The 20,369-nt window shown below is 42.7% G+C and carries 14 protein-coding genes and 1 pseudogene; 14 read left to right on the top strand and 1 reads right to left on the bottom strand.

The window, feature by feature from the left end:
• Positions 1-250: 250 nt before the first annotated feature.
• Positions 251-2,635, bottom strand: coding sequence for an alpha-L-arabinofuranosidase family protein (locus AC58P7_RS18805; protein WP_497345483.1), 2,385 nt, complete (start codon positions 2,633-2,635; stop codon positions 251-253).
• 311 nt (positions 2,636-2,946) lie between these two features.
• On the opposite strand from AC58P7_RS18805, the gene AC58P7_RS18800 reads away from it, so the two are divergent.
• The 14 genes and pseudogenes from AC58P7_RS18800 (at position 2,947) to AC58P7_RS18735 (ending at position 20,368) form a co-directional block, all read left to right on the top strand.
• Positions 2,947-3,204 carry a hypothetical protein gene (locus AC58P7_RS18800; RefSeq protein WP_497345481.1) on the top strand — a complete coding sequence of 86 codons (258 nt, stop codon included), beginning with the start codon at positions 2,947-2,949 and terminating at the stop codon, positions 3,202-3,204.
• A 438-nt stretch (positions 3,205-3,642) separates the two neighbouring features.
• Positions 3,643-4,746 carry a GMC oxidoreductase gene (locus tag AC58P7_RS18795; protein ID WP_497345480.1) on the top strand — a complete coding sequence of 368 codons (1,104 nt, stop codon included), beginning with the start codon at positions 3,643-3,645 and terminating at the stop codon, positions 4,744-4,746.
• Between the two features lie 155 nt (positions 4,747-4,901).
• Positions 4,902-5,369, top strand: coding sequence for a hypothetical protein (locus tag AC58P7_RS18790; protein WP_497345478.1), 468 nt, complete (start codon positions 4,902-4,904; stop codon positions 5,367-5,369).
• 38 nt (positions 5,370-5,407) lie between these two features.
• Complete coding sequence (locus AC58P7_RS18785) at positions 5,408-6,391, top strand: GMC oxidoreductase (RefSeq protein ID WP_497345476.1); 984 nt, start codon at positions 5,408-5,410, stop codon at positions 6,389-6,391.
• 244 nt (positions 6,392-6,635) lie between these two features.
• Complete coding sequence (locus AC58P7_RS18780) at positions 6,636-7,364, top strand: ThuA domain-containing protein (RefSeq protein WP_497345503.1); 729 nt, start codon at positions 6,636-6,638, stop codon at positions 7,362-7,364.
• 395 nt (positions 7,365-7,759) lie between these two features.
• On the top strand, positions 7,760-8,398 hold the full coding sequence (locus AC58P7_RS18775) for a cell wall hydrolase (protein WP_497345474.1): 639 nt from the start codon (positions 7,760-7,762) through the stop codon (positions 8,396-8,398).
• 318 nt (positions 8,399-8,716) lie between these two features.
• Positions 8,717-8,944, top strand: coding sequence for a hypothetical protein (locus tag AC58P7_RS18770; protein WP_377526855.1), 228 nt, complete (start codon positions 8,717-8,719; stop codon positions 8,942-8,944).
• Positions 8,945-9,167: 223 nt separating this feature from the next.
• Positions 9,168-9,524 carry a YmaF family protein gene (locus tag AC58P7_RS18765; RefSeq protein WP_497345472.1) on the top strand — a complete coding sequence of 119 codons (357 nt, stop codon included), beginning with the start codon at positions 9,168-9,170 and terminating at the stop codon, positions 9,522-9,524.
• Positions 9,525-9,830: 306 nt separating this feature from the next.
• Positions 9,831-10,034: pseudogene (locus AC58P7_RS18760) on the top strand (glycoside hydrolase family 125 protein); the annotation flags it as partial.
• A gap of 177 nt (positions 10,035-10,211) precedes the next feature.
• On the top strand, positions 10,212-12,641 hold the full coding sequence (locus tag AC58P7_RS18755) for an EAL domain-containing protein (protein ID WP_497345470.1): 2,430 nt from the start codon (positions 10,212-10,214) through the stop codon (positions 12,639-12,641).
• Between the two features lie 292 nt (positions 12,642-12,933).
• Positions 12,934-16,800 carry a galactose-binding domain-containing protein gene (locus AC58P7_RS18750; protein WP_497345468.1) on the top strand — a complete coding sequence of 1,289 codons (3,867 nt, stop codon included), beginning with the start codon at positions 12,934-12,936 and terminating at the stop codon, positions 16,798-16,800.
• 16 nt (positions 16,801-16,816) lie between these two features.
• On the top strand, positions 16,817-18,103 hold the full coding sequence (locus AC58P7_RS18745; RefSeq protein WP_497345466.1) for an ABC transporter substrate-binding protein: 1,287 nt from the start codon (positions 16,817-16,819) through the stop codon (positions 18,101-18,103).
• A gap of 13 nt (positions 18,104-18,116) precedes the next feature.
• A complete protein-coding gene (locus tag AC58P7_RS18740; RefSeq protein WP_497345464.1) occupies positions 18,117-19,925 on the top strand; it encodes a sensor histidine kinase in 1,809 nt (602 codons plus the stop codon).
• Entirely contained in the window at positions 19,922-20,368 is a 447-nt protein-coding gene (locus AC58P7_RS18735; RefSeq protein WP_497345462.1) for a response regulator, read from the top strand. Before AC58P7_RS18740 ends, AC58P7_RS18735 begins: the two co-directional genes overlap by 4 nt.
• Position 20,369: the final 1 nt, after the last annotated feature.

Raw genomic sequence — 20,369 nt, 5'->3', positions numbered from 1 at the left:
TTTTAACTTATTGATAAGATGAAAATGATCGAAATAACCGTCTAAACAGTTTGAGCCCGGTTAATTACCGGGCTCAAACTGTTTAGACCCATAGGTCTATTTTCCGCTTAAATACTCGTCGATCTGGTCTGGCTGCAGTACCGGATTAACGTGGCATACTCCTGATCTCGCCTTCGATCATGTCATTGATCATCGTTTGAGATTTCTTGTTTTTCGTAAAACTCTTCATTATCACATCTTCACTTTCACTTCACTTATTTATTCTAAATATAGTAATCGAATGCTTTGGAAAATCGTAAGAAAAACTGCAGCCTTCTGCACTGAATTTCTTCTGTTTCGGCAACACCCGCTCAGGCGACGAAAAACTATTTTCGTCATCCAGCGCATGGCTGGACATCTCGTATATATCAGCTGTCAAAGACGTTTTTTGCAAATCCGCCAAAACAACCTGTGCATGAACGCTATTCTCCTGCACATTTACAACCTTGACGATGATATCCCCTGTGGAACGTTCGAAACTTGCTGAATAGTACAAAGGTTCGATTACCGGAAGCTTGTCTTCCGTTTCATTGAATAACACGTTGTCGATGTAGGTACGGAGCTGTCTTCCGGACACTTCTAATGTAAATTCGTATTCAATGTCGGGATCCAAATTAAATATGCTTTGAGTCAGGCAAGAGGTCCTGCCATTCACGCTGGAGCACAGCATGGAATCCTGGTTCTGCCACCCACCAATTTCCCAGATCAACTGATTGTTATCGTCACGTTTTCCAAAATATAGATTGAAACCTTTTGGCCCGCTGATTTTCCTTGCTTTCAGACTCAGCGTATAGTTCTCCCAATCGGTTTCTCCCAGTTCCAGCGTTTGCTTTGCCGTTCCGGCCAGACGATCCTCCTGCGTATCTGAAAGCTCAGCAGACGAGATGTTCAAATCTTGCACTTCTCCAGTATCATTGTTAACAATCTGAATATCCCAAAATTGAATGGAACAACGGTCTGTCCCAAGCGCAAATGCGCCGTTAATCGGCTTTATCGTTTTTTCCTGTTTTTTCTCAAATCCATTTGCATCAATTTTTAAAATGTCATCTCCCTGGTGATGCATAAACAGCTTTTGCACATAGTAGTTTGGCGTTCCGAATACTTCGTGATTGTTGAACCAAATCATGTCCGGTTTCCAGTTGACATAATCGACATTGCAAAGCATCGGCGCATAACATGCCAATCCAACCGCATGGGCATTTTTTTCTAAGCCCGTCATAAAAGCAGCTTCTACAAGTGCGTTATAATACGTGTTTCCCCATGAAGCATATTCGCCCAAAAAGACTTTTGGCTCATCGGCTTTAAATGAATCGTATCGGTTATAATTTGCCAGAAACCATTCCGGCGATTGATAATAGTGCTCGTCCACAAGATCCGATTTATGTTCTTTTGCGGAATTCCAGCCGCGCTCATATTCCCCTCCAGCTGCAAAGGGACCACTAGAATTGATGACTTTGATGTCAGGGTATTTCTCTTTGATTGCTCTGTGGAAATAAGGATAACGCTCAAAAAACGGTTCTCCCACTTCTTCGTTTCCGATGCCGATATATTCCAGGCCAAACGGTTCTGGGTGACCCAGTTCAGCTCGTATTGCCCCCCACCGTGTTGAAGGGTCGCCGACCGCAAATTCGATCAAATCCAGCGCGTCATCAATCCAGGGACCCAGTTCCTCAAGGGGTACGATACGTTTATGATGCGGGTCATATCCGCCCGGCAGGATTGGAATCGGTTTTGCGCCAATATCCTCACAGAATAGAAAGTATTCATAATAACCCAAACCTAATGTCTGATTGTAGCTCCAATTGTTTCGTCTCGCCGGTCTTTGCGCAATATCGCCTAATGTGTTTTTCCATCGGTACATCGAATCTCTATCATCAGGATTTAAAGAACCGTCATGGATCAGACAGCCGCCAGGGAAACGCATAAACTTCGGCTTCAAGTCCGCGAGCAGCGTTGCAATGTCTTCCCGCATGCCGTTTGGCCGGTTATGATATGTCTTTTCCGGAAAAAGCGATACCATATCAAGATAAAGTTTTCCTTTTCCTTTGGCAGCTATCACAAGACGACTGCTGTTATCTGTGGCAATTGCTATAAATGTCGCTTCGTATTTGGCCCATTCGGATGAATGTACCGTGATCGATGCTTCGGCATGAACGGTACCATCCACACTCTCAACAGTTACTTTAACTGGCTCGTCAAAACTGGCATCCCGCCTGGCATAAACCGAAAACTGATATTTTTCTCCTTGTTTTACAGGAATTCCGCTATTAAATCCCAAATTCATAATCCCGACGCCATCGCCCTCCGATAAGATATCAATGGCAACATAATGCGGGTTGCGCGTGTTTAAAGGATAGCTGTCTTCTACAGTGATTTCTGCCGTGCCGTTGCCTCGTTCGACTTTCTCCCAGGCCGTTAAGTCATGGTACTCTGCACGATCGATCGGGTCAAATTCGAAAGAACGGTTTTGAACGAGCTCTGCATAAAGCCCTCCGTCCGCTGCATGATTCAAATCCTCGAAAAAAATGCCAAACAAGTCGCCTAATTCTGCCCCCCGCTCTTGTGTATATATATGTAACGTTGCTTGTTCTTTCATCGCTTTTTCGTCTCCTTTACTTCTTTATTATTATATTTTAAGTGCTTGTTCATTCGGAAACAATCATTTATAATGGCTAAAAACTTACCTATCGTGCTTTTTATGGAGATACAATATGATTCATTTGATTGCTGCGGATATCATTTTATCCATAGGGACGGGATCACGATTAATCGTCCGACAGGGGCTGGGAATTATGCCTTTGTTTTTTTTAGAAGCAATTCGGAGATTGTTTTGGACGGAAGGCTGCTTACAGCAGAAAAAATTCCTATATCTTATTTCGCCCTGCAACCCCTAATCTCTACCGGGAATTGGAGAAACTTTTCGTCAATGACTGGTTCCATTGTGAAGGCAATGAAATCCTGGAATTCCTTGAGCAGTTGAATTTTCCGTTGGACACGCTCATTAAGGCCGTTGATCCGCTTTTGATTTCCAGCTGTATTAGGGAATTGCAGAGCATCAACAGGCTTGGCGGCACGCTGCGCGATCCGATTCTTGACGCCGATATTTTGGGGAGCAGCTCGTTAAAGCAATTTAGGATTACGTTGATTTATACGTTTCAAAGTTAACCATGTAAAACCATCGCACTAGTGATGGTTTTATTTTTTTTGTTTTTGGTTTATATGAAGGAATGATGAGTGCTGGGAAAGATATTATCATCATAAGGTTGATGGAACTCGAAAAGGCTTAGAATTTGACTAAATATCATATTTTTACAAAAGAAAACGCAGAGAGGGAGATTATAAATCGAAAATATTAAAAATTCAAACTAAATACGCAAGAAATTCTATTTATTAAATAGTGTAAGCGTTTTAAAATTATACTATATTGGCAGTATAAGGAACTCTTACACTATTTTTGGAGAAAAGAGGAATAGAAAAATATTGGAAAAAAGAATACTTCCAATCTTGTTCATCAGGCAACAATAGGAACGGCACTTTGATCGGAACAGGGGTAACTTGGCTGAATGGCGAGGGGTTGGATTTTAACGGGGAGAGTTCCTATGTGTGCATTGGCCTGTTCCGGTCGATGAAATGGAAAAATATTACAATATTGCGGAACAGGCCATGTACGTCAGCAATGCCGTTTCAAAAGGGGGTTCCCTCCAGGAAATCATGCTCAACCGCCTTTGGCAAGGCGGTTTCCCCGACTCCACACATCTTCCAATGGCAGCAGATCTGACTCCTACGAAGTATGGCGAGCTCCATTCCAACGTCTATTTCAGTTCCTTAATTTTTCTAACCAGGGCCTTGAATCTGCGTGCTTATGATTTAGCGGTTAGGGCCCGAGCCGTTCAGGTCCTTACTGAAAACGGGAAAGCAGTTGGCGTTAAGGTGGTAAGTCCCGACAAAACATGCTATGTTCTCAAAGCAAGGTCAGTCATTTTATCGACAAGCACTTTGGAGAGCCCGAGGATTTTGCTAAATTCAGGTATTCAGGGACAAGCGATTGGCCATTACCTTACGAATCATTCCGGCGTAGAAGCGAAGGGTCTTATCGACACTGGCGGTTTTCCCGAGATCGCAGGCACTCTCTCCCTTTTAGTTCCATCTAAGGAGATCCGTCCTTATCAGATACAGATTCAGTCTTGGGCTGATGGAGGATGGTATCCCTCCTATCCATCGGTGTATCAATATAGTGTAGAACAACCCATACGCGATCACTCGAATTACATTATGTGGGCATTCGGCAAAGTTGAATCGCGTTTTGAAAACAGGGTCAGCTTAAATCCCCACCTTCGGGATCAGTATGGCGTGCCTATGATACAAGTCAATTTCTCCTATAGCGATCGAGACCTTGCGGTGATGCAGGAACTGGCGCCAGCTCTCATTAAGGTTTCGGAGGCAATGAAAGCACCCCTAAATGTGAAGGATGGTCATCTTGACTTGTGTACCTGGCTTCCGGGTCGCGATTACCATGAATCCGGAACGTGCCGTATGGGGGATGATCCTGCGACTTCAACAACCAACCAGTATGGTCAAGTCCATGGCGTTTCCGGCCTCTATGTCGCCGACAACAGTGTTCTGCCTTCTCTCGGAGCAGCCAATCCAACGCTGACTACTGTAGCTCTAGCGATTCGCACTGCAGATCATTTAATCCGGCAATTATAAACGAAGGTGTTATTTTCGTTAAAACCAGGTTCATCCCCTCCATCAGAAATATGTGCAAGAGCAATTTAACCGCAATGTCGAACACTATCTCATCAGTGATTTGATAGCATGTGAGATATGAATGCTATGCATTCTTTTTGAAATGGGGCGAAATCATGAGAGTTTATATCGCTGATAGAGAGTCCGGAAACCGACCGCTGATCCCTCCTTTTTGTCCTCCGGATGCTCCTAGGTTGAGAATGGACCACTGGATTCCACTTACGCTTTTGGATCAAATGGCGCAAACGGATTATGATGTACTTATTGTCGGAACAGGGGCGGGGGGAGGAGCCGTTCTCTGGAGATTATGCGACATTTGGAGACAAAATGGAAAGCGAGTCGGTGTCATTGAAGCGGGAGATCTTTTACTGCCGACCCATACTTGGAACATTCCGACCATGAATATAGATCGCGTTTGGAATTATTATGTGAGCGTATCGTATCTGATTGGGCAAATCTTGCCCGAATACCCTGCGTGGAGACAGCTTTTGGCGCTAGGAGGAAGAACATTATTTAGGCGTGGCCTGTTCCTCTCAAAGAAATCGAAGCATATTACAATATCGCTGAAGAGGCGATGTACGTGAACAATGCCTATGCAAAAGGGTCTTCCCTGGCGGAAAAGATGCTTAACCGACTTTGGGAAGGCGGCTTTTCCGAAGCGACCTATCTTCCGATGGCTGTCGATTTGAACCTGACGAAGTATGGAGAACTCCATTCCAACGTTGTCTTCAGCTCCATCATTTTTCTTGCCAGGGCTTTGAATGTACGACCCTTCGATTTAGCTGTGAAGGCCCGGGCCGTTCAGGTGATCACCGAAAACGGAAAAGCCGTTGGCATTCAGGTGATGAGTCCCGAGATGAAATCGTATTCTCTCAAAGCGAAGACCGTCGTTTTATCGACAGGCGCTTTCGAGACGCCGAGAATTTTGCTGAACTCAGGAATTCAGGGACAGGCGATCGGTCATTATCTTACGGACCATTCCGGCGTGACGGCAAGAGGCGCTGTAAGCACCAATCAATTTCCCGAGGCGGTCGGCGCGCTCGGCCTATTTGTCCCTTCTGCGGAAAACAGTCCTTATATGATACAGATGCACGGACCGGAAGATTGGAAATATTTTGCGTATCATTACGAAAATAAACCTGCCGCGAAAGATATGTGGACATACCTCATGCTCGCCTTCGGCAAAGTTGAATCGCGGTTTGAAAACAGGGTCAGTCTGAATACCCGCCTTAGGGACTCGTATGGTGTACCGATGATGCAGGTGAATTACTCCTATAGCCACAAGGATGTAGCGGTGATTCAACAAATGGCGTCGGCTCTGCATCAGGCTTCCATAGCAATGAAAGCCCCCATATTGGTCAAGGACGGTCGGCCCGACATATGCACTTGGATTCCGGGACGCAGCATCCACGAAACCGGAACATGCCGCATGGGGGATGATCCTTCAACCTCCGGAAGCAATCGGTATGGTCAAGTCCATGGCGTTCACGGTCTCTATGTTGCCGATAACAGTATGCTGCCTCCCATCGGAGCATCCAATCCCACACTGACTACGGTTGCCATGGCCATTCGAACGGCGGACTATATTATCGAGCAACTGAAATAAAATTATCAATAGTTAAAAGGCTTGAATGTAGCACAACTTCTCCTTGATCACATCTATACTGTTAACAGGCAGCAATTAACGATTCCATTCATGGATATCGCGAGGATTAGCGTGGGATTCTTCCCATGGATATAGCAACAAGTTTTCCGTTAACACAAGTAAGAAAACCGTGTTTAAAAAATCAGGAAATTAAAAGGGAGAGGCTGTATTGATAAAAGTATTCCTTGGTAATAAAAATTTTGAGATGAACAAGATAAAAGTAACAATTTGGAATGAGTATGAAAATGAGAAGACGAATCCGGTTGCAGCCCGAATTTATCCAAACGGCATACATGCTGCTATTGCGCAAGGTATTCAGCCTTATGGGTTCGAGATTCAAACCGCAACACTTGAACAACCGGAGCATGGCTTAACGGAAAAAGTATTGAATCGGACCGATGTCTTAATTTGGTGGGCGCATACGGCCCATGAGAAAGTAGCGGATGCGATTGTCGACAAAGTATATAGCAAGGTATTACAAGGGATGGGACTCATTGTGCTGCATTCAGGACAGGGATCAAAAATATTCAGAAAATTAATGGGCACAAGCTGTAATATCAAATGGAGAGAAGGCGGTGAAAAGGAAAGAATCTGGGTTGTAGATCCTGCGCATCCGATCACGGAAGGTCTAGGCCAATACTTTGAATTGACACAATCCGAAACATACGGAGAGTTTTTTGATATTCCTGCTCCTGAAGAACTCGTATTTATTAGTTGGTTCGAAGGCGGGGAAGTATTCCGCAGCGGGTGCGCCTATCATCGCAGACAAGGAAAAATATTCTATTTTGAACCAGGACATGAAACCTATCCCATCTTCTATGATAAAAATATTTTGAGAGTCATTGCAAACGCTGTACATTGGGCAGCATCTGGTCATGGAGCCGCACCTGTTTTTGGAAATGTAAATCCTCTTGAAAAAATCAAGAAAAAATAGCCGCCCAGCTCGGAAGTAAAATAATAATGGCACCATTGTTGAGGGTTAGTAATTATGTCACCAGCAGACAAAAAAGAAGTAAGTAAAACAGGATAAACAACAACAACATTATTGTCTAAACTGAAATAACTAATCAATGGTAAAATCAATGGGCAATTTTATGGCGGGCAAGCAAATCTTGATAAATGGAGCTAGCATATTTGCAAAGCTCCTTTTTGTGATTTGCGACCCTTAATTGGGGTTTCTCCCGAAGTTTATAGGGACAGCTTGGTGCTGTTCCCTATTATTCCAGCGTGTAAGACGACATCTTGAGTCGGATCAACACCCTTAAATTTGTAATGCTGCATTCGTTGCTATGTGCGGCGCGTAAAAGGAAGAGGAGGTTATCTTGAAACATGAAGAAGAAACTACAAGCTCTTATCTGTGTCTGTTCCCTTGGTGTAATGGGGATGGCCGCACCGGTCGGTGCTCAATCGTTAGGACAGGGCACACAAAGTGACCAAGTACTGGATTTGCAAGAACGATTAAGCGCACTTGGTTACTTTAACACAGGAATTACCGGTTATTACGGTAACCAGACTAAGAATGCGGTAAAGAAATTTCAAGCCAGCTATGGCTTGTCAGTTGATGGTGAAGCCGATTCCTTAACTCTGTCTAAACTAAAAAATACGATTTCACCCAAACAGTCGGTGCTGGACGAAATGGCGCGAATAATTCATTCCGAAGCCCGAGGGGAGTCCTTTTTAGGACAAGTTGCCGTGGGAGCTGTCGTACTTAATCGAGTGCAGTCCGAAAAATTTCCTGATTCCATCACTGAGGTTATTCATCAACCAGGTCAATTTTCAGCCGTTGATGATGGCCAGTTTAACCTTAAACCAAATTTGTCAGCCTACCGCGCGGCCAAAGCCGCTTTGAATGGTTTGGATCCAACAACTGGAGCCCTTTATTTTTACAATCCTGATATTGCCCAGGCATCTTGGAGCAAAAAAAGACCCGCCAAGATTACCATTGGTAATCACGTATTCACCCTTTAAGCGTAGATACAATGACAAAAGTCGCGTAAATCGCGGCTTTTTTTGTTATTAATGATATGAATGATTCAAATGAAAAGTAGAACTCAATAAACATCTTGAGGAGACTGCCGACAGCAACGGATCGGCAACCTACTGTGTTAATGGGCAGTAATTTTAAATGACAAGGGACGCTTATTGAAGCAATATTTCATCCAATATGATAGAAGGGATTACATGTAAACTGATAAGTGGATTCGACGGTGCCCCTCGCCACAAAGCGCGGAACAACGCCGAATTACTATGCTAGAACTCAAACGAATCTGACTTAGGAGAGTAACTATGGAGAGTGAAATTGAATTGGCTGTGGAGAAAATTGAGCAATTGAATACGAGAAGTCAAAAAGCAATGATGGAGTTAATCCGAAAAAGCTTGAAAATGAACGATGATGAGTTCAATAAAGAACTGCTGTTAGCCTACGCTCATCAAAATCCAGTTCATATTTTGGAAATTACTATCGCTCTAAAATATGAAGAGATTATTAAAGCTTTACCGGAGCAGTACGCTTAGATTTAAAGTTCCGTAAAACAGAACAAACAAAGCAGTAATGGTAGCATCGTTGTACTGGCAAGCCTTGATGCTGTTGTGAGATGAAACTTACCTTATCGGGTATGTACTTGTATAAACACAAAAAAATATTATTAGGACCGTTTATGATTTGCCTAGAACTTATATAAGTATGCCTTAATAGGATGTTGTGAAATCACATAATCATAAGGAGGTAATGTAACGGATGCAGAAGAAAAGACCTACGTTAAAGAAGAACACACCATCTCAGGCACAAAGGCACGTACATGAATTTGAAGGTAGCACTAAACTGGCTGAAGAAGGCGCAGATCGACATAACCATCGCTTTGCAGGTGTTACAGGTCAAGCGATTCGGGTGGGAAAAAGTCATGTCCATGAAATTGATCTCACGAAAACTGATTTCTTAAACCATTTTCATAATCTGAAGAAAATTAGAACGGGACCGGCTATTTCAGTAGGAAATGGAAAACATGTACATTTTGTTACAGGTCAAACTACACTTAATGATGGTCATATACATGAATTTAACTTCGCAACATTGATTCAAGCACCACTTGTTTAATTAAAACTACTAACGGGAACCGATAGTTGAGGAGTTGCTTATTAGCAGCTCCTTTTTGGGTTTGCTGGAGTAAAAGGCAGTTATGTTGAATTTCAAAGAAGAAACATTTGGGGTTATTAAATCGAAAGAAGGAAACGAAATTACACCCATAGATATACTCAAATCGGGTAATGAAATTGTTTCATGAATGGTACAAACAAAAACGATAAAACAAAGCAGCGAGTTTCAAATCGCTGCTTTTTCAAATACCGATGGCTTTATTTCATGGTTCTCCCTGGCCTATTGTACTTTCTCATTTTTAAGTACTCGATGCAGGGGCTAACGGCTACGACGAAAGAAGAGAAGCTTGCTATGCTCGCGAAGCTGGAAGCAACGGATGGGGATACGGGTTACATGCATGAAGGCTTTCATGCAGATGATCCAACGAACTTCACTCGCCATTGGTTTGCGTGGTCGAACAGCTTGTTCTCCCAGCTTGTGTACAAATCAATGAAGGACGGGATTCTATAACCCCTGAAAGAAGTCGCGTCACGGATTCAGGTAAATAAATGATTACCATTATATCATTTTAAAAAAAGGGGACGTGCATGATGTTGTCGAATTACAGGATGATAATTTAAGTATAAAATCCGTTAAATAACACTCAACTCTGATGGCCTTGCTTGCTCTAAAGGGAGTCGACATTCAATGACACTTCGTAAAAAAATTATAATTTATGTGGGAATAACCACATTTATTCTGCTCTCGATCCTTTATCTAATTTCCGAGAGGGCACTTATTAATAACGATAAATCATTAGAACTAAATTACTCAAGGGAAGGATTAAAGCGGATACTACTCTCGTTTTTTGATGAGTATAAAAATCTCGGTGCAATCACAATTAATTATGCAGGCTGGGACGATACATACAATTTTATAGATAGATCAATTATCCCTCCAAAAGATGATCCTTATTTAAAGGTGAATTACACTGATTCCTTATATGAATCCAGCAGGGTTAATTTGACCCTTTTGTTAAACAATCAAAGTCAAGTCTACTTTGGTAAAGCCTATGATTTTATCCATAAAAAAAGGATAGATGATCCGTCCAACCTGATCAATGGATTTCTTAAGCATAGTTCCTTTATTAAACATTCTGATCCGTCATCGAGAAATAAAGGTTTACTTGTTATTGGTAATCAACCAATTATTGCCACATCTTATCCGATTCTAACAAGTAACAATGAAGGCCCTATACACGGTACGTTGGTATTTGCTCGCTTTGTGGATGATGATTTCGTTCGATATGTATCAGAAAAAGCGGACGCGTCTGTGTCATATAAAGTCGTCAATTCAACCTTCTCGCTTCCGTCTCAAGCGACAACAATATCTTTTGGAGATCAGGTATTGCCCTTTTGGACAAATATCGATTCTTCAAGCATTCACAGTTTTGCTTTGATTAAGGACATCGATAATCATCCTGCGCTTATGCTGGAATATACCATGCCGCGAGATTTTTCGAGGCAAACACGGAAAAGTATCCAGTTTTATTTGCTATATCTTGGTGTTTCTGGATTAGCCTTTTTTGTCCTGATCAGTCTGTTTCTACAGAAAACGATTTTTAGAAGGTTGAACAAGGCGATTACTGGGATGAAAAATATTGAAATGGAAAAAGACTTTTCCTTACGGATCTTAGAGTCAGGTGATGACGAACTGACGGAATTGGAAAAATCTTTTAACCGGATGATGATTTCCCTGGATAAGGCGCAAAAAGAAGTTGTACATCAAGCAAATCATGACGTATTGACTGGATTGGCTAACCGTAAAGCATTCTTTACGAAATTAGATAACCAGATCAAGAATAGCAGGAGTGATAATTCTAGCTTTGTCGTATTATTCATTGATTTGGATCGCTTTAAGTTAGTGAATGATACACTTGGTCATCATATAGGAGATTTGCTCCTGATAGAGGCAGCGAGTAAAATACAAAGCTGTTTGAGCGAGAGGGATTTCTTATGTAGGCTAGGTGGCGATGAATTTTGTATCATTTCTTCAAATGTTCATGATCAGAGTCAAACTGATAGGATGGTTCGAGATATTTTAATCTCACTTAAAGGTCCATTTGAGCTAGAAGGGCACATTGTAGCTTTATCAGCTAGCATAGGAGTTAGCAAATATCCGGATCATGGTACTGATAGTGAGAATTTGCTGCAGCATTCCGATGCAGCTATGCTTGATGTAAAAGATTTGGGTAGAGGAAATTATCGTTGGTACTCAGAAGCCATCAATATGGAAAGAAAAAGACGAATGATTTTGGAAGATTTGCTTCACAAAGTTATTGAGCGTGATGAATTACTGATACTATATCAGCCTAAATGGGACTTAAAACGCAATATGATGACGGGGGTTGAGGCACTGTTACGTTGGAACAGCCCTCAATTAGGGAATATTTCTCCTGCTGAGTTCATCCCCATCGCAGAAAGTTCAGGTATCATCAATGATATCGGGGAATGGATCATCCGCACGGTTTGCCATCAATACCTTCAGTGGAAGAAAGAGAATGTTGAAAACACGCTGAGCGTATCTATTAATATATCGGGAGCACAATTGTTGCATTCTGATTTCTTAGAACGAGTCCGCCTTATATTTGAGGAAGAAAAGATTGACCCGGTTCATTTTGAATTCGAAGTAACAGAAAGTGTCGCGATCACTAATTTTGATGAGGTGATCGATATCTTGACAGAGTTGCGCTGCATGGGTTTTACGATCTCTATCGATGACTTTGGAGAAGGATATTCATCGTTGAAATATTTGTGTCAGCTTCCGATACAGATTATGAAGATTGATAAATCACTTATAGATCATTTAAGCGATAATAGTAGAAATCGAGTTATTCTTTCGGCAATGATCGATTTGGCTCATAGTCTTGATTTAATCGTAGTCGCAGAAGGTGTGGAAACCACAGAACAATTAAAATTTCTTCATGAGCACCAATGTGATCGTATTCAAGGATATCTGGTAAGTAGACCGGTTCCAGCGGAGAGCGTATTCAATTTAGAGTTTGGGTTCAAAAAAGAGTTGTCAAAGACATATGAGGGCAATTTAGTGTTAAACATAAATGACAAGGAATCGAATTAATGACATTAATATCCATTTTATATCACCGATGAAAATGACGAGTAAACAAGACTATCTATTAGGGGATAGTCTTGTTTATTAGGAATATCTGTACGACAAGAAATATTCAAAGCCCACAACCCTATTTAGATTAAATGCGAAATTTGTAGTTTTTTATTAAACATCCCGTTTGTTTGTGGTAATATATTCATAGGTAATTAGACCCAAATTTCTCTTAGCGTTAAATCTGATCTTCTTGCTGCAACTTAATTCATGAATAATGAACCATAAAATGTCGAAAGGAATTGATATCATGTTTAGTCAGAAATATAGAATTTGTCTTGTTGTTTTGAGTTTCTTTTTGGTTTTGAGTTTGTTTCCATGGATGATGCCGCAAGTCGCGCATGCTTCGGATGGAACGCCATTTTCGACGATCAATGTACCTGGGACGTTCGAGGCGGAGGATTTTAATAGTGGCGCAATAAATGATGTTTATTATGCGCATCCGTCCACGCAAATTACTCGCGATACGACCTATCGGGATGTGCAGAATGTCGATCTTTTTAAAGAAGTGATTAATTCAGTAACCTACCGCTACGTAGTGAGTTCCAATGATCAGGTCAGCGGGTCGCCAACAGCGGGGTATGTAAGCGAATATCTGAAATATACGGTGAATGTCAGCAGCGCGAATGCTGGCTGGCACGATATTAAATTCCGTGCCAAAATGGGCAGCGGGACAACGAAATCGACGATAACTGCTCTTGTAGATGGGATTCAGCTTGGTTCGACGTCTGCGATAACGGGTACAACCTTCCAAGACTATACGGTGCCGATGCCTATTAATTTGAGCACAGGCACACATGTGCTGACGATTGAATTCAGTGGTCCGGATCCGGCGACATACTTGGACAGCATTACGTTTACGAAGCGAGGGACTGCGCCGACGTATCCATCTCCAGCGATTAAAACCGGCTTGCTAACCTCTGACGAGGTGGTTGTAGCCAATGTGACGGTAAGCGCGGATACTACGGGGACGAACGATGCGACAGCAACGATTCAGGCGGCTCTTGATCAAGCGCGGGAAATGGGCGGCGGTGTTGTTTTCCTACCTGCAGGGACGTATCGATTGAACGGAGGCTTAACGATTCCAACCAATGTAACATTGCGCGGTGATTGGAAAAGTCCTCTGGACGGCACACCTGCAGCAGGTACGATACTGGCTGCTTACAGCACAACAACATCCGCGATTTCTTTGAATGCGCCGAATACGACCGTGCGCAATCTCAGTATTTGGTATCCGAATCAAGGCAGTTATGCGGGCGGCGTGTTTACGCCTACCACTTATCCGTACACGATTGATTCGAATTCTTTTGCGGCGAATGTGGCGAATGTGACGTTCTATAATTCTTTTAAAGGTATCAATTTTGCATCAGCTAGCGGCACGAATATCAGTAATATTTATGGTACCTTTCTGTTTCAAGGCATTACGATGGATGGCAATTATGAATATTCGTATGTGACGAATGTGTTTATGGACACGGGAATATGGAAAAATGCGCCTTCAGCGATCACCAATAAACCGGACAGCACACAAGCTGGATATATTAAAACTTACACAAATTCATATTTGTATGGGATGAAGCTGTGGAAAAACGATGGTTTAACGATGTACGATATTAGCGTTAATGATGCCAAAATGGGGATTTTGATGGAGCAGGGTCCACCCACCTCTAACGGTTCTTATGGAGCAATGTCGAAAATAAACGCTTCCGTGCAGCAGGATTATTTGCGTCCGGAGGTTGGCGAGTTTCTCAACCTCGACCAGGTGTGGCAAGCTCGTGGACAGCATTATACGTTTGCTCCCGCCAAAAAGCCCACAAGCGATACGAATTTTTATAATGTAAAAAATGCGCCCTACAATGCTGCGGGGAACGGAATCACCGATGACCGCACAGCGATTCAGACTGCGCTAACTGACGCAGGCAATGCCGGAGGAGGAACCGTATTTCTACCTCCAGGTTCGTACAAAATCTCAACAACATTAAATGTTCCAAGCGGTGTTGAACTGCGAGGCAGCTACGACTACTTGCATGCACATGAAAATTTAGATACAACGGTTCTTCTTGCATATGACGGCAAGGATACAGCTACGCCTGATACGGCGACGGCTTTCATTACGTTGAATGCGAATGCGGGTGTTCGGGGTTTAACCGTCTTTCATCCAGAGCAAGGCTTTGTGAATGGCAGTGACACGAATGTTCCTTCTGATTTAAGAACATTGTATCCGATTCATACGTATCCGTATGCTGTACGCAGTGCAGGCTCAGGTACCTGGATGAAATATGTCGAGCTTGAAAATAGCTATAACGGTGCCGATTTCGCCACAACAGCATCGAATGATTTTGTCGTTTCTGGCAATTGGATCAATGCGGCCCAAAAAGCGGTTTATGTGGGCGGCGGAACGCAGCGCGGCTGGGTGGAGCAGACGGTGTCCACGTTCGGAATTCATTTTCAATCGAAACATAATAATAGTCCGCATACGTATGGCTTTACATATGCTATGAACTACACGCTGGCTAACACGGATACTCTGACTGTCGGCAACGGCAATGATCTGAAAACATTCGCGGTTGATTCCTTCGGTGTGAAATCAGGGATACGCACGATTAAAGAAGGGGCAGGTACCGGACCGCAAAATTTAACGCTTTATTTACCTTCCGTCGACACCGCTTCCGGTCCAAACGTTTCCGTGGAAGGCGGCGGAACGATCCAGATGATTGGGCTGCAGGCCGGAAGCAGCACAATGCAAAACTATGCACGAACGACATCAGCTTTTAGCGGCACATTAAACATCTATGATTCTTTACTTTGGGGGAATATTGTCAAAAGCGTCAGTAATGGCGGAGGCAGCGTCAATGTGTACGACAAGGATTTGAGCGTTTATTCCCTCCCTATTTCGCAAAATAAAACGGCAACCAGCAATAGCTCTTCGGGTGGAGATACGCCGGATCGCGCTGTAGATGGCATGAGCACATCGAGATGGGTTTCGACTGCGGCAGCGCCCAATTGGCTGCAGGTCGATTTGGGAGCCACCTATGATATAAGCCGTTGGGTGGTCAAACATGCAGGTTATAACGGAGACTCCACTGCTTACAATACAAAGGATTACAAGCTGCAAATTAGCAGTGACGGTACGAATTTTAACGACGTTGATGCTGTAACGGGGAATACGGCCAATCTCACGGATCGCAATGTTTCCTCGAACGGCAGATATGTTCGTCTTTATGTAACAGCTGGTCAGCAGGATGGGGCTAGCACAACACGGATTGTCGATTTCGAAGTCTATGGGTTAACTAACGTTGCACTGAATCGAACAGCTACAGCGAATGCTTATAATTTGCCGAGTGAAGCGCCGCAATATGCTGCCGATGGTTCGTTAGGCGCGAAATGGGCATCTATTGCAGCATCACCCAATTGGCTGAAAATCGATTTGGGTCAATCCTACCACGTGAAGCGTTGGGTTGTTAAGCACGCGGGAGCGGGCGGAGAATCATCGATTTATAACACAAGGGATTTTAAGCTGCAGGTAAGCAACGATGGCACTAATTTTACCGATGTCGACACGGTAACAGGGAATTCGACAAATGTGACAGATCGTAGCATCAATACGAACGCAAGATATGTTAGACTATATATAACACAAGGCACTCAACTTGGTTATGATGGATATGCAAGGATTTACGAATTTGAAGTATACGGCACAGCTAGTGGTAATACATCGCTAAACAAGACAGCCACGGCAAATGCTTATAATTTGCCGAGTGAAGCGCCGCAATATGCGGTTGACGGTTCAACGGGCACCAAATGGGCATCGATCGCGGCATCGCCGAATTGGTTAAAGGTTGACCTTGGTTATGTGACTAACATTAGCCGCTGGGTCGTCAAGCATGCTGCTGTGAATGGAGAATCCGCCAATTTTAATACGAAGGATTACAAATTGCAAGTGAGCAATGACGGTACGAATTTCACCGATGTCGATACGGTGACGGGGAACACAGCCAATTCAACGGACCGCAATGTGAACGCAACAGGAAGATACGTCAGATTGTACGTAACGCAAGGCACTCAGACGGGATTTGACGGCTATGCCAGAATTTATGAGTTTGAAGTTTATAACTAATTAGGAGGGTGAACGGATGCGTAAATGGATCATTGTTCTGACTGTCGTATGCTCTGTTATCGCGACAGCAGGGTGCAGCAAGGCAGCGAAGCAACCAAGTTCATCGAATGGACAAGCTCAGGCGAAGGAAGATCGGACAGATGAAGTGTTTACATTGCGCGTCTCCTATTGGGCTCAAGATAAAAACGGATACTTTGAAGCGGTTGAGAAGAAGTTTAAAACGAAATATCCAAACGGTTCAATCAAATGGGACAAATTGGATGAGAAAACGTTTGCCGAGGTGACGGATAACCAGTTAAAATCAGGTCAAGCCGCCGATATCCTATTTAATCAGAAAATTAAAGATTATGCCAAAGCCGGCTACCTGCTGGATTTATCGGATCAACCATGGACCCAGCGTATGATTGATTCTGCGAAGCAAACTGTAGCCTACAAAGGGAAAACCTACGGCGCAGCGCTGGATGTAAGTACCTTTGGCGTTTATTACAATAAAACTATTTTTGAGCGTCTGCAATTGCAGACGCCCAAAACATGGGATGAATTTATAACGTTGAACACCAAGATCAAGCAGGCCGGGGTATCGCCGATCGTAGGCGGATTTAAAGATGGATGGACGATTCAGGGCGTTTACCTGCCCATTGCCGCAACGTCAGAGTTTCTCCAAAACCCTAATTTTGAATTGGATTTATATGCGGGGAAAGTCAAAATTGACGGTCCTGAAGTCAATAACGCGATGCAGAAATTTTCTGATCTTGCACACAAAGGCTTTTTTAATACGGATGCTTTACAAATAGGCTATGAGGAATCTACTCAGCAATTTATTGATGGAAAAGGCGCCATGCAGTTGATGGGTAGTTGGACGCCTGGGGTAGTAGATGGTAAGACGACTGATTTCAAATTGGGTTTTTTCGCCCTGCCGGATCAGAATGGAAAAACAGTTATGCCAGCGGCGCCAGACAAGCAAGTATCAATCAATGCGAAGACATTATACCCTGTAAAAGCTAAATATTTATTGTCCCTGCTGCTCGATAAAGACATGCTGGCGATTTACAGCAAAAATGTTGCTTTATCTGCTTTTAAAGATGTAATTGCTGATTACTCTAATCCGGCGATGAAGGATGTTCAGAAAGCACTGCAGCTGTATCCAACTTCGATCAACCCGGGACATTTATTTACCGATTCAGCGAATAATGCCATTAATGAAGCTTTAACTCATATTTTGTCAGGAAAAGAGCTACAAAATGAATTGAAAGATGCCGATGTGAATTATATAAAGGATAAGGCGACCCTTATTCTGGATTGATGGTGAAGGACCAATGAACTCCTTATTGCGATTACTTCGACTCCAAAGCTTAAAAACACGATTGCGTTTTTTTGGAATATCCTTGGTGCTTATGGTTGGACTGCTAACGATTTCATCGTATTCCTTTCTACAGTATCGCCAAACTGAGAACAGTCAGATGAATTCAATGCGAAAGGATAGTGCGATCCAGCAAACAGCCATAGACAGCTGGGTAGCTACCAGAGCTTCTGAAATTCGAAATTTAGCTAATTTGCAATCGACCACAGAGCTTGATTTCGATCATATTCAAAATAACCTTAAATTTTTTGCTTCACATCAACAGGAGTTTGAAGCGGTTTCTTTCGCTAATAAAGAAGGTATTGTGGAATTTAGCACAATGAACCAAATTGGCGCCTATATCACCGAACGAACCTATTTGGATGAAGCCGCAAAAGGGCACGAATATATCTCAGATGTGCTTATGGGCAAGGTTACCAACCAACCCATGATTTTATTTTCTGCTCCTGTTATAAATAAAAAGAACCAATATGTGGGAGTCATCTATGGAACGGTTACGCTAAAGACAATCGAGCAGCTTATGGCGCAATTTCGCTATGGAGACAGCGGTGAATCGTATTTAATTGATCGAAACGGCTATTTAATCACTGAATCGCGGTTCCAAGGGAATTGGAAACCATTGGAATTTCAATTGAATAGCGATATTATGGAACGCACGAAGCAGGGGACAGAAGCAACATCGACTTATGAGAATTACCGTGACAAGCAGGTTTTCGGTACGTATCAATTGGTGAATAACGGAAAATGGATTGCCGTTAACGAAATTGAGCGAGATGAAGTGTATCGAACCTTTAACAGGCAATTAATTGTTATGATAATAATCATTTGTATCGTGCTTACATTTGGGTTTATCGCGATGTTGCGAATATCACATCACATTGAACATCCCGTTCAGCATTTATTGAAAGGGGTTCAGCGACTGAAGCAAGGAGATTATCAGTATAAAATCGATTACACCAGTATGAAGTCCGCACCCGTCGAGTTGTTGCAGTTATGTGAGGCATTTAACCAAATGTCACAAAATATTCAAGACAATGAGCTTGAGCTAAAGAAGCAAAAGGAAGACTTGGCTGGTTCCAATGCGGAATTGGAGCAATTTGCTTATGTCGCTTCGCATGATTTACAAGAGCCTTTACGAATGGTAGCCAGTTATGTGCAGCTATTGTCGAAGCGTTACCAAGGTAAATTAGATCAGGATGCGGATGATTTTATTCATTACGCAGTGGATGGTGCGCAGCGCATGCAGAATTTGATCAACGATTTATTGGCTTTTTCCAGAGTAGGTACGAAGGGGAAGGAGCTTAAGTCTGTTGATTTTGAATTGGTTCTGCAACATGTATTGACGAATCTACAGCACGCAATTCAAGAAAGTGATGCGTTGGTCACTCATGATCCTATGCCTACTTTGTTTGCCGATTCTACGCAAATGGTGCAATTATTACAAAACTTAGTTGGTAATGCTATTAAGTTTCGTGATGCCAACCGCGCGCCCGTCATTCATATCGGGATTAAACAACAGGGCAAAGAGTGGTTATTTTCAGTTCGTGATAATGGGATCGGTTTTGACCCAAAGTATCGGGACCGAATTTTCCTCATTTTTCAAAGGCTCCATAATAAAACAAAATACCAGGGTACGGGTATAGGGTTATCTATTTGTAAAAAAATTGTTGAACGCCATGGCGGGAAAATATGGGTTGAGTCGGAAGCGGGTCATTCAACAACCTTCTACTTCACGCTACAAGACAGAGGAGAATATGTAACATGATCGATAATAAGATGAGTCAAAATGTAGAAATTCTTTTAGTGGAAGATAACCCCGGAGATATTCGTTTGATTGTCGAAGTGTTGAAGGAAGGGAAAATACACAATAATTTAAGTGTTGTTGAAGATGGCGAAGAGGCTTTAGCTTATCTCAGGCGCGAAGGCAGCTATCGAGATGCGATTGTGCCGGACATTATATTATTAGATTTAAATCTTCCTAAAATCAATGGCACCGAAGTTCTTGCCGAAATCAAAAAGGATCCATCGTTGAAATATATTCCAGTCATTATTTTGACAACTTCCGAAGCCGAACAAGACATCTTAAGAGCGTATGATCTACATGCGAATTGTTATATCACAAAGCCTGTCAACCTAGAGCAGTTTCTAACAGTCGTGCGATCAATTGAAAATTTTTGGCTTACGATTGTGAAGCTGCATAGGAGGTAAA

The sequence above is a fragment of the Paenibacillus sp. J22FR5 genome (assembly GCF_059691975.1).
The sequence above is the reverse complement of the archived record's forward strand: the minus strand, read 5'-3'. Positions and strand labels throughout refer to the sequence as shown.

Bases quoted from the DNA above. Each gene is read 5' to 3' on its own strand.
- AC58P7_RS18785 (WP_497345476.1), top strand. From the start codon at position 5,408: ATGCTTAACCGACTTTGGGAAGGCGGCTTTTCCGAAGCGACCTATCTT.
- AC58P7_RS18735 (WP_497345462.1), top strand. From the start codon at position 19,922: ATGATCGATAATAAGATGAGTCAAAATGTAGAAATTCTTTTAGTGGAA.
- AC58P7_RS18750 (WP_497345468.1), top strand. From the start codon at position 12,934: ATGTTTAGTCAGAAATATAGAATTTGTCTTGTTGTTTTGAGTTTCTTT.
- AC58P7_RS18745 (WP_497345466.1), top strand. From the start codon at position 16,817: ATGCGTAAATGGATCATTGTTCTGACTGTCGTATGCTCTGTTATCGCG.
- AC58P7_RS18765 (WP_497345472.1), top strand. From the start codon at position 9,168: ATGCAGAAGAAAAGACCTACGTTAAAGAAGAACACACCATCTCAGGCA.
- AC58P7_RS18780 (WP_497345503.1), top strand. From the start codon at position 6,636: ATGAACAAGATAAAAGTAACAATTTGGAATGAGTATGAAAATGAGAAG.
- AC58P7_RS18755 (WP_497345470.1), top strand. From the start codon at position 10,212: ATGACACTTCGTAAAAAAATTATAATTTATGTGGGAATAACCACATTT.
- AC58P7_RS18775 (WP_497345474.1), top strand. From the start codon at position 7,760: ATGAAGAAGAAACTACAAGCTCTTATCTGTGTCTGTTCCCTTGGTGTA.
- AC58P7_RS18805 (WP_497345483.1), bottom strand. From the start codon at position 2,635: ATGAAAGAACAAGCAACGTTACATATATATACACAAGAGCGGGGGGCA.
- AC58P7_RS18790 (WP_497345478.1), top strand. From the start codon at position 4,902: ATGAGAGTTTATATCGCTGATAGAGAGTCCGGAAACCGACCGCTGATC.
- AC58P7_RS18740 (WP_497345464.1), top strand. From the start codon at position 18,117: ATGAACTCCTTATTGCGATTACTTCGACTCCAAAGCTTAAAAACACGA.
- AC58P7_RS18770 (WP_377526855.1), top strand. From the start codon at position 8,717: ATGGAGAGTGAAATTGAATTGGCTGTGGAGAAAATTGAGCAATTGAAT.